This window comes from Rhizobium sp. CBN3 (assembly GCF_030518245.1).
GTDB lineage: Bacteria > Pseudomonadota > Alphaproteobacteria > Rhizobiales > Rhizobiaceae > Rhizobium > Rhizobium aethiopicum_A.
Map to the genome: position 1 here is coordinate 520,792 of NZ_JAULSE010000001.1, position 13,053 is coordinate 533,844.

The following is a 13,053-nucleotide window of genomic DNA, read 5'->3' on the forward strand; positions in this document are numbered from 1 at the left end:
CATGATCAAGGTGGTCTATGAAGTCGTGCCGCATGACGGCGGTTGGGCCTACAGGCTGGGAGGCGTCTATTCCGAGGCATTCCCGACCCATGCCGAGGCGCTCGAAGCTGCGCGCATCGTCGCGGCCGAACAGCAAGTCGGGGGCGATTCCGCCGAGATCAGCTGGCAGGACGAAAACGGCAAATGGCATGAGGAATATGCCGAGGGCGGCGACCGGCCGGAAACCGAGGTGGTCGACGGCTTATGGCAGGAGCGATCGGCTGGAGCCTCGCAGAGCGCCGGACATTAACCCTAGAGCGCGTCGCGATCTTTCAGATTCGCTCGCTGCGCTTTAGGTCCTTGTTTTTGCGTGTGCCGCTGTCGCAAAACTGCGCACAGTTTTGCGCGACATGCTCTATCCCTTCAATGCCCGTGTGACGATCGTGTCGACGAATTCGCGCTTCTCAGCGGTATAGCGATCGCCGTCCATTCTGAATTCGGCTACCAGCCTGCGTTTGAGCGCGGCATAATCAGCCGCCGCCTTTGGATGCGCGGTAAGATAATCCCGGAAAGCCAGCCTGTTTCGATGCGTGCCGTTGCCGGCCGGGCAAAGGTAGACTCGTTCGGCCGGCACCGAACCTCTCGACAAGAATGCCCAGACCTCGTCATCGTAGCGATTGCCGCGCGGCTCGTAGTTTTCCGAGAGAAGCACCTGCGTCGCGGGCTCGATATGCTCCAGACCGGGAAGAACGATGTCGATATCGATGAGCGGCTTGGCGGTCATACCAGGTATGGCCGTGCTGCCGACGTGATCGATGGCGAGCGCCTGCGGCAGCAAAGCCAGCAGCTTGGCTCGGATGCGCTGGAAAGCTTTCGGCCATTCCCTATCGTAGCTCACGAGTTCAACCGGCTTGTGCATCGTCATCTCCCTCCGATGCGAGATTGCTCATGATTCTCACCAAAAATCGATTTCGTTTTTCTGCTTACGCGCCGGTCGAGTGATGATGGTAGGTCCGGAGGCCCTTGACCAGCGCGTCGAACGTGGCGCGGCAGCGCGGTGAGGTCTTCAGGCTTTCGTGCATGACCACCCATGTGCCGAGTGGAATCTCGAACGCATCGGGCAGGACATGCACGAGGTCGGGGTTTTCTCGTGCCAGTCCGATCTGGCAGAGACCGATGCCGACCCCGGCACGGATTGCAGACAACTGGGCGAGATTGCTGTCGGTCCTGTAGGAGAATTTGATGCCTTCGGGCGCCGGATAGCGCTTCATCACCATGCGGACGTAGGCCGTCTGCCGTTCGAAGCCGATGAGCCGGTGGTTGGCGAGGTCCGCCATGGTTTGCGGAATGCCGTACCGTTCGAGATAGCGGCGGTGGGCGTGGAAGCCGATCGGGATGTCGCCGATGCGGCGCACGATGAGAGCATCCTGCTGCGGCTCGGCCATGCGTACGGCGATATCGGCCTCGCGATTTACCAGATCTTCGATCGCATCGGATGCCGAGAGCTCGATGTGAAGTTCGGGATAGGCTTCCTGGAGCGGCCCGAGAATCCGAGGCAGGATTTCGACGGCGACGACCTCGCTGGCGCTGACCCTCACCGTTCCGGCTACCCTCTCTCGCTCGCCGGATGCCGTGCGCAAAAGGGCGGCGGCGGTTGCCGCCAGCGTTTCGGCATAGGGTTTCAGCGCCTGTGCGGCGTCGGTCGGCACAAGGCCGTTCGGCGACCGGATGAAGAGCTCGGCGCCGATCGCCTGTTCCAGAGCGTCGACATGGCGGCCAATGGTCGGCTGGGTCAGCCCCAGTTCGCGTGCGGCCGCCGAAAGCGACCCTTGCTGAAGCACGGTCAGGAAACTGCGGTAGAAATCCCAGCTTGGCTCGAGTGTCATATGTTTTTGTATAGCAGATCCACTTATTTCGTCAATTTTGTTTATCTGAGAGCAGGCGCATAGTCATCTCATTCAATTGAAGGAGATGATTGCGATGAGTGGAGAAACGAAGATCACGGCACTGGTTCTCGGCGCGACCGGCGGTATCGGCGGCGCGATCGCGCGCAAACTTCTGGCCCGCGGATGGCGCATCAGTGCGCTCAACCGTGACGCCGCCAAGGCGTCGAAGAACGAGCCGGCATTCGAATGGGTGCAGGGCGATGCGATGAATGCCGGCGACGTGCTGAAGGCGGCTGAAGGTGTTGGCCTGATTGTCCACGCGGTCAATCCGCCCGGCTATCGCGATTGGGAAAGGCTGGTGCTGCCGATGCTCGACAATACGATCGCTGCCGCTCGAGTCGTCGGTGCGCGGATCGTTCTGCCGGGCAACGTCTATAATTTTGGTCCCGACGCCCTGCAGTCGCCGACGGAGGAAAGCCCGCAGCATCCCCTTACAAAGAAGGGAGCGATCCGCGTCGAGATGGAGAAGCGGCTGAAGGCGGCTTCGCAATCCGGCACCGCCGCGATCATCGTCCGGGCCGGCGATTTCTTCGGTCCGGGCGCAACGGCCAATAGCTGGTTCTCATCGGGGTTGGTGACGCCGGGCAAGCCGGTCGGCACCATCAAGAATCCAGGGCGGCGCGGCGTCGGCCATCAGTGGACCTATCTGCCCGACATGGCGGAAACCATCGCCCAGCTCGTCGAGCGGGCCAATCGGCTGCCGCCCTTCGCCGTCTATCATATGGATGGCTTCTGGGATGCGGATGGCATGCAGATGGCGGAAGCGATCAAGCGAGTCGCCGGCGGCAAGGCGAAGATCGGGCGGTTTCCCTGGTGGATCGTGCCGCTCGCCGCGCCTTTCGTTCCGGTCATGCGGGAGATCAAGGAGATGCGCTATCTCTGGAAAGTGCCGCTCAGGATGAACAACGCCAAGCTTGTCGCCGAACTTAGCAAGGAGCCGCAGACACCGATCGACGAGGCGGTGAGGGCCTCACTGGTGGCGCTCGGCTGCCTGCCGGAAGCGCATCGTGACACCGCGGCCGCCTTTATCGGGCATACGCTGCAGAAGGCGCCTTAGGCCGCCAGCTCGGCCAGCGCGATCCGCGCAACCATCAAGGCCGTCTCCGCCTGCTCGATATTGGGGTCGCCAAGGAACCAGGCTGCGGAAAGACCGGAATAAGCGGCGATCCATTGCAGCAGCCGCTTCGGCTCCAGCCCCGCCTCCGCAGAGACGATGGCGAGCTGGCGGCGGAAGCGGGCGGGGTCGGTGATGGTTGGCAATTCCTCGTTGGCGAAGATATTGGCGAAATCGAAACCGCGCTCGCCGTGGAGCCGTTTCGGATCGATCGCCAACCAGCCGCGCGCCTCGAAATCGAGAATGTTGCCGTGGTGGATGTCGCCATGGAGGACGGAGAGATCGCGCGGATCGGCAAGAAGGGCGTTGGCGATCGCCGAGCAATCGGCAAGCGTGCCTCCATGTTTGCAGGCGGCCGGCTCGAGATCGCGGAACCAGCGGGTGAGGGGAATGGGATTGGGGAGTGGTCTTTCGCGCGGTGCGTGCAGCCGGGCGGCGGTGCGGCAGAGAATGCGGCTCGCCTCGTCGTCTTCTCCGTCCATCGCCATGGCCAGCAGGGAGCGTTTCCCGGTTGCCCTTTCCAGCAATACGGCGTCACCTTCGTGGGCATAGACATGAGCTGCGCCGTCGCCGTCCCACCACTGCATCAGCAGTGCGCCGTATCGTTCATCGATATCGGTCGCAACTTTCAGCATGGCGGGCCTCTCCTGCCAGAGGACAGGGAGCAGGCGGCTCGAATGGGTGATGATGGGCTCGCCGTCCGACATGAGCGACCAGCGATCGAGATAGGGGGCAAACATGCCCCTCATATAGGGATACTGAACGCAGAAATCCCGCCTCTCGGCGGGATTTCTTGATGCGTATGGGAAATCTCAGGCGACCTTTTCTAATGTGGGATAGTCGAGGTAGCCCTTGGCGGTGCCGCCGTAGAAGGTCGACTGGTCGGGCGTGTTGAGCGGCAGGTTCTTTGCCAGCCGCTCGACTAGATCGGGATTGGCGATGAAGGGCTTGCCGAAGGCGACGAGATCGGCGCGGCCGCTTTCGGCGGCGTCGATCGCGAGATCGCGGTCATAACCGTTATTGACCATCCAGCTCGCCTTGCCGCCGGCTTTTTCATAGGCCTGGCGCAGTGCCTTGTAATCGAAGGAGGGGTTATCCCCCTGCTTGTAGTCGCGCTCACCGCCGGTCTGGCCTTCGATGACGTGGATATAGGCGAGGCCGTATCTGGCCAGCCCCTCGACGACACGGGTGAAGGTCGCCTGCGGATTGGAATCGTAGCTTTCGCCCGACGGCGTCACCGGCGAGATGCGGATTGCGGTACGGCCTGCGCCGACTTCCCTAACCACGGCATCGACGACCTCGAAGGTCAGGCGGGTGCGGTTTTCGATCGCGCCGCCATATTGATCGGTGCGGTCGTTGACGCCGTCGCGGATGAACTGATCGAGCAGGTAGCCATTGGCGCCGTGGATCTCGACACCGTCGAATCCGGCATAGATGGCCGCGCGGGCTGCCTTGCGGTAATCCTCGATGATGCCGGGGATTTCGGAGGTTTCGAGTGCACGCGGCTCGGAGGTATCGGCAAAGCTGCCGCTGCCGTCGGCATTGACCAGATAGGTCTTGGCCTTGGCGACGCGATTGGTCGAGGACACCGGCTTGCCGCCGTCCGGCTGCAGCGTCGTGTGCGAGATACGGCCGACATGCCACATCTGGACGACGATCCTGCCGCCGGCTGCGTGGACGGCATCGGTCACACGCTTCCAGCCGTCGAGCGCTTCCGTGCTGTAAAGGCCGGGCACGTCGGCATAACCCTGGCCCTGATGGGTGATCGCGGTCGCTTCGGTGATGATCAGACCCGCCGTGGCGCGCTGGCGGTAATATTCGACATTGAGGTCGTTGGGGATCGCACCTGGCGAACGGTTGCGGGTAAGCGGCGCCATGACGATACGGTTCTTGACGGCGATGTCGCCAACCTTGGCGGGTTCGAAAAGCTTGGCCATGATGGTCCTTTCTTTTGCGGGAGGATCACTCGGCGGGGGCGAGAGCGGCTCGGCCTCTGGCGGAGAGATAGGTGAGCGCCGTCGCACCCAGGCCGATCAGGGCCATCAGGGCTGCGGCGAGCGGAACGAGGGTGAGATCGAAGCCGGCTTCGATGACCAGGCCGCCCGCCCAGGCGCCGAGCGCATTGCCGGTGTTGAAGGCGCCGATGTTGATCGTCGAGACGAGGTTCGGCGCATCCTTGCCGAAGCCGACGAAGCCGACCTGGAGCGCCGGCACGGCGGCAAAGCTTGCGGTCGCCCAGAGGAAGCGGGTGATCTCAGCCGGGATGAAGAGGCGGCTCGTATAACTGAAGGCAATCGAGGTGACGGCGATCGCGGTGAAGACCCCGGCAAGTGTGACGCCGAGGCGCCAATCGGCAAGCTTGCCGCCGATGAGATTGCCGACGGTCAGACCGAGGCCGATCAGGAACAGCGTCCAGGTGACGCCCTCAGGCGAAACGCCGGTGACGTCACGCAAGAGCGGCGCGATATAGGTGAAGAGGGCGAACATCGAGGCGGCGAAGAAGACGGTGGTGGAAAGCGCCAGCCACAGGCCGCCATTCCTGAGTGCCGCGATCTCGCGCAGGATGCTGCCGCTTTCCTGTTTCTTGTCCTTCGGCAGGATGGCGATCAGGCCTGATATGGTGATGATGCCGATAACGGTGACGACGCCGAACGTGGCGCGCCAGCCATAGGCCTGGCCGATTGCGGTGCCGAGCGGCACGCCAAGGACGTTGGCAAGGGTCAGACCGGTGAACATCAGCGCGACGGCGCGGGCTTTGCGGTCTTCGACGACGAGGCCGGCGGCGACGACCGAACCGATGCCGAAGAAGGCGCCGTGGCAGAGCGCGGTCACGATGCGGGCGATCATCAGCACCCAATAATCGCTCGCCAGAGCACAAAGCAGGTTGCCGGCGATGAAGAAGGCCATCAGCGCAATCAGTGCCGTACGGCGCTTCAGCTTCGCAGTCGAAATCGCCATGACAGGAGCGCCGATCGCAACCGCCAGCGCATAGCCCGTGACCAGCCATCCTGCTTGCGGGATCGTCACCGAGAGATCGGCGGCGACCTCCGGCAGCAGACCCATAATGACGAATTCGGTCGTGCCTATCGCAAAGGAGCTCAAGGCGAGGACGAGAAGGGCGAGGGGCATTCTAAAGATCCTGTGTCAACTGCCTGAGGAAAGCAGCGATCGTTTCTTCGTTGCGCTTGTAGAAGATCCACTGGCCGACACGTTTGGTGGTGACGAGGCCGGCGCGCTGCAGGGTTCCGAGATGGGCCGAGACGGTGGATTGAGATAGGCCGCAGCGCTCGAACTGGCTGGCGCAGACGCCCATTTCAAAGGGATGCTCCTGCGTGGGGAAATGTTCCTCGGGATTCTTCAGCCAGCTCAGAATGTCCATCCGGGTGGGGTGGGCGAGGGCCTTGATGATCTCGTCTTTGTCCATCGTCGTTTACCGAACTATAAATCGTGTATGAACGATATATCGATCGTCGGATGCCGATATGCAAATCACGGAGACGTGAGGCGGCTGCTTTTGTCGATTGAGCAAATTTTGGGCAAAAAAAAGAGGGCCACCGGAAAACCAGGGCCCTTTGAATTGTGAAGGTCAATAACCTCCAGAGGGGAACAGCTAATGCGGTGGAACTGGGAGAGAAACCACGAAATGCATCAGCTGAGTTGGATATGGTGCTTCCTTAGGCAGGTTTCAATGCTTTTTTGTGCATACCTGTTATGCGCCGCACAATTTTTTTGCGACGCGGCATTTTCCGAAGCGGCAAGGCAAAAAAAGAGGGCCGCTGGAAAACCAGGGCCCTTATAAGTGTGAAGGTTCAAAAACCTCCAGAGGGGAACAGCTAATGCGGTGGAACTGGGAGGAAAAGCCACCATGTGCATCAGCTATGTGCGATATGGTGGTTTAATGGGCAAACGGCAACCCTCATTTGTGCATGCCAGTCATGCGCTCACCGCATAGTATGGAAATCATTCCATAAATCTGGCTTAAAAATTCCAGTTTCTGGCTTTGCTGACAATGAAATCGCGGAAAGCTTTCAGCTTGGCGGCATTCTTGATCTCGTCAGGATAACAAAAATACGTGTCGAAAGACGGCACGTCCGCATTGATCGGCAGCTGAATCAGGCCGGGGTCGCGGCCGACGATATAATCCGGGAGGCAGGCGACGCCGATTCCGAGCAGGCAGGCGCGCTTGATCGAGGTCTGGCTGTTGATCTGCAGATGCGGAATGCGCTTGTTGTCGGAGGAGCGGCCGGCGACCTCAAGCCAGTTGACGTCAAGCAGGTAGCTCGGAGCCGGCTCGCCGAAGGTGATGATGCGGTGATTGTCGAGATCCTCGATCTTCTGCGGCTCGCCATGGCGGTTGATGTAGGAGGGAGCGGCGTAGACGTGCATGTGCACGGTGAAGAGCTTGCGCTGGATGAGGTCGGACTGCTGCGGCTGACGCAGACGGATTGCGCAGTCGGCGTGGCGCATGTTCACATCCACTTCCTCGTTGTCGAGGATCAGCTGGATCTGCACATCGGGATAAAGCTGCAGGAATTCCTGGATCTTGTCGGTCAGCCAGCCCTGGCCGAGACCGACCGTCGTCGTCACGCGCAGCTTGCCCGACGGCGTCTCGGTCGTCTCGGTGAGCTGCATCTTGACGGTTTCGAGCTTCAGCAGCACGTCATGGGCGGTGCGGTAGAGCAGTTCGCCTTGTTCCGTCAGGATGAGGCCGCGTGCGTGGCGGTGAAACAGCTTGGTGCCGACATCCTGCTCCAGCGCGCTGACCTGGCGGCTGATGGCGGATTGGGACAGATGCAGTTTGTCCGCCGCGTGCGTGAACGAACCCGCCTCGGCCGCTGCGTGGAAAATACGCAGCTTGTCCCAATCCAATGGCATTCCCCCGCCCCTCATGCCGGTCTTACTCCGCAGCCACGGCGATAGGCATGTGGCCCGTCAGATATCGCTCGGCTTCGAGCGCTGCCATGCACCCCAAGCCGGCGGCGGTGATTGCCTGGCGGAACGTATCGTCGGTCACGTCGCCGGCGGCATAGACCCCCTCCAAGCTGGTCGCGGTCGAATCCGGCGCAGTCCAGAGATAGCCATTGTCCTTCAGCTTCAGCTTGCCGTTGAAAAGCTCGGTCGCCGGGGCATGGCCGATCGCGACGAAGACGCCGTCGATCGGCATCTCGGTGATCGCACCGGTTCTGACGTCGCGCAGACGCGCGCCAGTCACGGATTGCGGCATTGGCGGCTTGGCCGGCGTGCCGGTGATCTCGGCCACCTCGCTGTTCCACAGCACCTCGACGTTTTCCTTGGCGAACAGGCGTTCCTGCAGGATCTTCTCGGCGCGGAAGGAGTCGCGGCGGTGCACCAATGTGACCGACTTCGCGATGTTGGAGAGATAGAGCGCCTCTTCGACGGCGCTGTTGCCGCCGCCGACCACGATGACGTCCTTGTTGCGATAGAAGAAACCGTCGCAGGTGGCGCAGGCCGAAACGCCGAAGCCCTGGAAATGCTGCTCGCCTTCGATGCCCAGCCACTTGGCCTTGGCGCCGGTGGCGATGATCAGCGTATCCGCGGTCCATACCTGGCCGCTGTCGGTCCGGGCGACGAAAGGACGCTGATTCAGGTCGACTTCGGTCACGAGGTCGCTGACGATCTCGGCGCCGACATGTTTTGCCTGCTGCAGCATTTGGTCCATCAGCCAGGGGCCCTGGATCGGATCGGCAAAGCCCGGATAGTTCTCGACATCGGTGGTGATCATCAGCTGGCCGCCCTGTTCGAGGCCGGCGATCAGAACCGGCTTCAGCATGGCGCGCGCGGCATAGACCGCGGCAGTATAGCCGGCGGGTCCGGAACCGATGATGAGCACCTTCGTGTGGCGGGCGGGCATGTCATTTCCTTTCGACTGGCAGGAGGGCGGCGGCTAAAAGGCGATTGCGGCCGTTTCGCGGTCCATGCGCCATTTATGAACGTCCAATGCTATTATTCAAGGGCAGCCTTGCATTACCAACAAGGCAAATCGCCTCGCTGTGCAAGAATCCGTCATCGGCTTGAAACTTTCTTGCGTATTCCGCCGCTTTATATAGAAGCTCGCCGCGAAGAATTAAAGAAAGGCCACGGTGTGGGTCGCACGGAACTCGACGTCATCGACATAAAGATCCTCCGGGAGCTGCAAGCCGATGGCCGCATGACCAATGTCGAACTCGCCGACCGGGTCGGCATCTCGGCGCCACCCTGTCTGCGCCGGGTGCGCAAGCTCGAGGAAGCCGGTATTATCGAGGGCTACCACGCCATGCTGAACAGCCCGAAGCTCGGCTTTGATCTGGTTGCTTTCTGCATGGTCGGCCTCAAACACCAGTCTGAAGGAAACCTCAAGGCGTTTGCCGCCGCCACCACCGAGTGGCCGCTGGTGCGCCAGGCTTGGATGGTTTCGGGTGACAGCGATTTCCTGCTGCATTGCGTGGCGGAAAATCTCACCCACTTCCAGGATTTTGTCATCGAGGTGCTGACGGCGAACGAACATGTCGACACCGTGCGCACCATGCTGACGATCCGGCAAGTGAAGAAGCTCGGACTGGTCGAAGTCTAATGCGACTTCGCGATTACTTCCGCGCGGCATAGCCGCCCCGGTTGATGCCGTGGCGCTGGAGCTTGTCGTAAAACGTCTTTCTCGGAATGCCGAGCGCCTCGATGGTGCCGCGCACGTCGCCGTCATTGGCTGCGAGCGCCTCGCGGATGATCTCCGCCTCGTAGCGTTCCAGCCGTTCGGGCAGCGTGCCGCCCGTCGGTTGCGCGGGAACGAGCGTCGCTCCGCCGCCTTCCACGCCGAGCACCACCCGTTCGGCATAGTGGGAGAGCTCGCGGACATTGCCCGGCCATGCATGGGTGGCGAGATGCCGGCGGACATTCTCTGAAAGCTGCGGGACATCGCGGCGGAAGCGCTCGGCGGCGCGGGCGGCGAAATGGGAAAACAGCAGCGGAATATCGTCGCGGCGCTCCCTCAGCGGCGGAATGGAAATCGTCACGACATTCAGCCGGTAATAGAGATCCTCGCGAAAATCCCCTCGCACTTCGGGATCGCCAAGGTCGATCTTGGCGGCTGCGACGACGCGCAGATCGACCGGGCGCACCTCGTTGGTGCCGAGCGGGCTGATTTCGCGCATCTCCAGCACCCTCAGCATCTTGACCTGCGTGGCGAGAGGCATGCTCTCGATCTCGTCGAGGAAAAGCGTGCCGCCGCTGGCATGTTCGATGCGGCCGGTCCGGCGCTTCTGCGCGCCGGTAAAGGCGCCGGCCTCGTGGCCGAACAGCTCGCTTTCGATGACGGTCTCAGGTAGTGCGCCGCAGTTCAGCGCCACGAAATTGCCTTTCCGGCGGTGGCTCCACTGATGCAGGATCTGCGCGACCACTTCCTTGCCGCTGCCGGTCTCGCCGGCCACAAGCACGTCGACGTCGGTATCGGCGATGTGGCGAAGAATCTTTCTGAGATTCTCCATGACGGGCGTCTGGCCGATCAGCGGCAAAGTCTCTTGCGCATCTTCGGCCGCCTTGCGCAGCATGCGGTTTTCCAGAACGAGCCGACGTTTTTCGCTGGCGCGACGCACGCTCTGGACGAGCCTGTCGGCGGGGAAGGGTTTGGCGATGAAATCATAGGCGCCATCCTGAATGGCTTGGACGGCCATCGGAATATCGCCGTGGCCGGTCATCAATATCACCGGCAGGTCGGCATCCATGCCTTGCAGCATGGCGAAGAGTTGCAGCCCGTCTATCTCGGGCATGCGAATATCGGTGACGACGGGGCCGGCGAAGTCCGCCGGCAGGTCCGCCAGCGCCGCCTTGGCGCCGTCATAGGCGGAAACGGAGAAGCCGGCGAGCTCCAGCGTCTGGGCGGTGGCGCGGCGCAGGTCCCTGTCGTCGTCGATCAGCGCAACCGGGCTCCGTGTGTCCATGACCTAAGCCTTCCTCAGATGAACGATGAACCGGCTTCCTGCGCCATTGCTCTCAACCTCCATCCGGCCACCGTAATCGCCGACAATATCCTTGGAAATGACGAGTCCGAGGCCGAGACCACTCTCCTTCGATGTGTTGAACGGCGTGAATAGGCCCTTGCGGATTTCAGGCGAAATGCCGGGGCCGTTGTCGACGACCGTCAGGGTCACCATGTCCGCATCGGTTGATGTCCTGACCTCGACGCGCCCCGCCTCGGCCTTCGGCGCGACTGCCTCCAGGGCGTTCTGAAGCAAATTGATGAGCACCTGCTCGAGGCGGATCCGGTTTCCCATGACCTGCAGCGCGGCCGGCGGCAGCTCGATGTCAAGGGTGTCCATGCGGCCGGCAAAGCGGCTGCGCAACAGCATCACCGCACCCTCGATGACTTCCCTCAGGCCAGTCGGCTCGGCACTGCTGCGGCCCTTGCGGGCGAAGGTCTTCAACTCCTCGGTGATCGTGCCGATACGCTCCGTCAGCGCCGCGATGTTCTGAAGATTTTCGCCGGCAGGCGCGGTCTGGCCGCGCTCGAGGAAGGTGCGGGCATTGTCGGCATAGGCGCGGATGGTCGCCACCGGCTGGTTGATCTCATGGGCGACGCCGGCCGCCACCTGACCGAGGATTGCCAGCCGGTTGGCCTGCACCAGATCCTGCTGCACCGCCTGGAGCTTCTGCTCCGTGCTGCGGTGACCGGTGATCTCGGCCTGCAGGCGATCCCGCGCCTGGCTAAGATCGAGCGTCCGCTCGGCCACGCGCCGTTCCAGTTCTTCGCGCGCCTGCTGTTCGCTGAAGATCCTGAGCGTGATCGTCTGGCGGCGGCGCAGCAGAAAGGCCGCTCCCGACAGCACTGGCAGCAGCGTCAGCAGCGCCAGCATGCGGGCTTCGCGAACCCCCGCATCGATCGAAGGGCCGAGCGCCACAAGATGCTGAAGGCGCCATGCGGTTTCCGGAACGGGTGCTCCGACATCGAGAAAGCTGGTTTTGCCGGCGCCGCCCGGCATGACTATCTCGACGACGTCGAGCCTGTCGCCGAGATTTCGGACTATGTCGAGCGGAAGGGGCTGGAGTGGCGCATCACCGAACTGGAGGCTTTCGCGGATCGCCGTCAGCCGGTCCTCGGCGATCTGGCCGATCGTCATGAACCGCCATGAGGGAATGCTGGTGATGAGAATGATGCCACGGTCGTCAACGACGTAAGACGGGGCATCCGTGGCATTCCAATCTGCCTCAACATCGTCGAATTCCACCTTGACCACGACGACCCCGAGCAGGCTGTTGTTGCCGTCGGAGATGCGCTGCGAGATATAGAGGCCAGGTTCCTTGCTGACGGTGCCGAGCGCGAAGTGTTCGGCCTGGCCACGGGCGACCGCACCCTGATAATATTCCCTGAAGCGATAGTCGTTGCCGACGAAGCTCGTCGGCTCGCGCCAGTTGCTGGCAGAAACAGCCATGCCGTGCTTGTCGATGACATAGATGACGGCCGCTTTGGTGCCCGTCGCCAGCATTTCCAGCTTGCGGCTCAGCTGCTCAAACGTGGCGGCATCGCGCTCTGCCAGCGCGGCGGCGAGCGCATTGTCCTGCGACAGGACGAAGGGCAAGGCCCGGAATTTTTCGAGAACCGTGCGCAGCAATGCTGCGTTCAGACTGGCATCCGTGCGGGCCTGCTCTTCGAGAGCCGTCTCGGCCCGTTGGCGGCCAAGCTCGCCGCTTGCCCACAGGCTAGCGATCACAGCCAGCAGGGCGGCGGCCGCAAACAGCCACCACATCCGGCGGATGCGGTGCTGGAGGGGCAGGGAGGGCCACAGCCTTTGTGAAACGGACAAGGACATGGCGGATTTGTGCATTTTTCGGCACGGAACGCAAACGGATTTGTGCGGCTTTCCGCATTGCTTATTTAGCCCTTTGGCAGCGGTATAAATTTTATCCTATTCAAAACAACTAGTTACCCAATTTATGCGAAACTGGCACGGCGATTGCGAAGGAGATGGCACAACGGCTGAGCTGTTGGAGTGAAGCGAACGGCTCGGGAGGCCGGAGTTCGTTCCG

The 13,053-nt window shown here is 61.9% G+C and carries 13 protein-coding genes; 3 read left to right on the forward strand and 10 right to left on the reverse strand.

The genetic code is table 11. The features are described 5' to 3' along the window. Position 1: 1 nt before the first annotated feature. Positions 2-289, forward strand: coding sequence for a DUF2188 domain-containing protein (locus tag QWJ46_RS02610; protein WP_064804010.1), 288 nt, complete (start codon positions 2-4; stop codon positions 287-289). Between the two features lie 105 nt (positions 290-394). Here QWJ46_RS02610 and QWJ46_RS02615 read toward each other — a convergent pair whose 3' ends face one another. Both QWJ46_RS02615 and QWJ46_RS02620 read right to left on the reverse strand, forming a co-directional pair. Continuing rightward, positions 395-904: a GrpB family protein gene (locus QWJ46_RS02615; RefSeq protein ID WP_302748864.1), complete on the reverse strand. Its 510-nt coding sequence runs from the start codon at positions 902-904 to the stop codon at positions 395-397. A gap of 58 nt (positions 905-962) precedes the next feature. Continuing rightward, a complete protein-coding gene (locus tag QWJ46_RS02620; protein ID WP_302748865.1) occupies positions 963-1,865 on the reverse strand; it encodes a LysR family transcriptional regulator in 903 nt (300 codons plus the stop codon). A gap of 94 nt (positions 1,866-1,959) precedes the next feature. Between QWJ46_RS02620 and QWJ46_RS02625 the strand changes: the two genes are divergently transcribed. Then, a complete protein-coding gene (locus QWJ46_RS02625; RefSeq protein ID WP_302748866.1) occupies positions 1,960-2,982 on the forward strand; it encodes an NAD-dependent epimerase/dehydratase family protein in 1,023 nt (340 codons plus the stop codon). Here QWJ46_RS02625 and QWJ46_RS02630 read toward each other — a convergent pair. The 6 genes from QWJ46_RS02630 to trxB all read right to left on the reverse strand — a co-directional run bounded on the left by QWJ46_RS02630 (position 2,979) and on the right by trxB (position 8,911). Then, positions 2,979-3,779: an aminoglycoside phosphotransferase family protein gene (locus tag QWJ46_RS02630; protein ID WP_302748907.1), complete on the reverse strand. Its 801-nt coding sequence runs from the start codon at positions 3,777-3,779 to the stop codon at positions 2,979-2,981. The genes QWJ46_RS02625 and QWJ46_RS02630 overlap by 4 nt on opposite strands. A 72-nt stretch (positions 3,780-3,851) precedes the next feature. After that, positions 3,852-4,976: an alkene reductase gene (locus QWJ46_RS02635; RefSeq protein WP_302748867.1), complete on the reverse strand. Its 1,125-nt coding sequence runs from the start codon at positions 4,974-4,976 to the stop codon at positions 3,852-3,854. A gap of 25 nt (positions 4,977-5,001) precedes the next feature. Then, entirely contained in the window at positions 5,002-6,168 is a 1,167-nt protein-coding gene (locus tag QWJ46_RS02640) for an MFS transporter (protein WP_302748868.1), read from the reverse strand. A 1-nt stretch (position 6,169) separates the two neighbouring features. Continuing rightward, positions 6,170-6,463: a helix-turn-helix transcriptional regulator gene (locus tag QWJ46_RS02645; protein ID WP_302748869.1), complete on the reverse strand. Its 294-nt coding sequence runs from the start codon at positions 6,461-6,463 to the stop codon at positions 6,170-6,172. 554 nt (positions 6,464-7,017) lie between these two features. After that, complete coding sequence (locus QWJ46_RS02650; RefSeq protein WP_085778879.1) at positions 7,018-7,914, reverse strand: LysR family transcriptional regulator VtlR; 897 nt, start codon at positions 7,912-7,914, stop codon at positions 7,018-7,020. A gap of 22 nt (positions 7,915-7,936) precedes the next feature. Further along, on the reverse strand, positions 7,937-8,911 hold the full coding sequence (gene trxB / locus QWJ46_RS02655; RefSeq protein WP_302748870.1) for a thioredoxin-disulfide reductase: 975 nt from the start codon (positions 8,909-8,911) through the stop codon (positions 7,937-7,939). Positions 8,912-9,142: 231 nt separating this feature from the next. On the opposite strand from trxB, the gene QWJ46_RS02660 reads away from it, so the two are divergent. Continuing rightward, complete coding sequence (locus QWJ46_RS02660) at positions 9,143-9,610, forward strand: Lrp/AsnC family transcriptional regulator (protein ID WP_009992419.1); 468 nt, start codon at positions 9,143-9,145, stop codon at positions 9,608-9,610. 13 nt (positions 9,611-9,623) lie between these two features. Here QWJ46_RS02660 and QWJ46_RS02665 read toward each other — a convergent pair whose 3' ends face one another. Further along, complete coding sequence (locus QWJ46_RS02665) at positions 9,624-10,970, reverse strand: sigma-54 dependent transcriptional regulator (protein WP_302748871.1); 1,347 nt, start codon at positions 10,968-10,970, stop codon at positions 9,624-9,626. Positions 10,971-10,973: 3 nt separating this feature from the next. After that, positions 10,974-12,851, reverse strand: coding sequence for an ATP-binding protein (locus QWJ46_RS02670; protein WP_302748872.1), 1,878 nt, complete (start codon positions 12,849-12,851; stop codon positions 10,974-10,976). Positions 12,852-13,053 lie beyond the last annotated feature (202 nt).

Bases quoted from the DNA above. Each gene is read 5' to 3' on its own strand.
- QWJ46_RS02610 (WP_064804010.1), top strand. From the start codon at position 2: ATGATCAAGGTGGTCTATGAAGTCGTGCCGCATGACGGCGGTTGGGCC.
- QWJ46_RS02615 (WP_302748864.1), bottom strand. From the start codon at position 904: ATGACGATGCACAAGCCGGTTGAACTCGTGAGCTACGATAGGGAATGG.
- QWJ46_RS02620 (WP_302748865.1), bottom strand. From the start codon at position 1,865: ATGACACTCGAGCCAAGCTGGGATTTCTACCGCAGTTTCCTGACCGTG.
- QWJ46_RS02625 (WP_302748866.1), top strand. From the start codon at position 1,960: ATGAGTGGAGAAACGAAGATCACGGCACTGGTTCTCGGCGCGACCGGC.
- QWJ46_RS02630 (WP_302748907.1), bottom strand. From the start codon at position 3,779: ATGTTTGCCCCCTATCTCGATCGCTGGTCGCTCATGTCGGACGGCGAG.
- QWJ46_RS02635 (WP_302748867.1), bottom strand. From the start codon at position 4,976: ATGGCCAAGCTTTTCGAACCCGCCAAGGTTGGCGACATCGCCGTCAAG.
- QWJ46_RS02640 (WP_302748868.1), bottom strand. From the start codon at position 6,168: ATGCCCCTCGCCCTTCTCGTCCTCGCCTTGAGCTCCTTTGCGATAGGC.
- QWJ46_RS02645 (WP_302748869.1), bottom strand. From the start codon at position 6,463: ATGGACAAAGACGAGATCATCAAGGCCCTCGCCCACCCCACCCGGATG.
- QWJ46_RS02650 (WP_085778879.1), bottom strand. From the start codon at position 7,914: ATGCCATTGGATTGGGACAAGCTGCGTATTTTCCACGCAGCGGCCGAG.
- trxB (WP_302748870.1), bottom strand. From the start codon at position 8,911: ATGCCCGCCCGCCACACGAAGGTGCTCATCATCGGTTCCGGACCCGCC.
- QWJ46_RS02665 (WP_302748871.1), bottom strand. From the start codon at position 10,970: ATGGACACACGGAGCCCGGTTGCGCTGATCGACGACGACAGGGACCTG.
- QWJ46_RS02670 (WP_302748872.1), bottom strand. From the start codon at position 12,851: ATGCACAAATCCGCCATGTCCTTGTCCGTTTCACAAAGGCTGTGGCCC.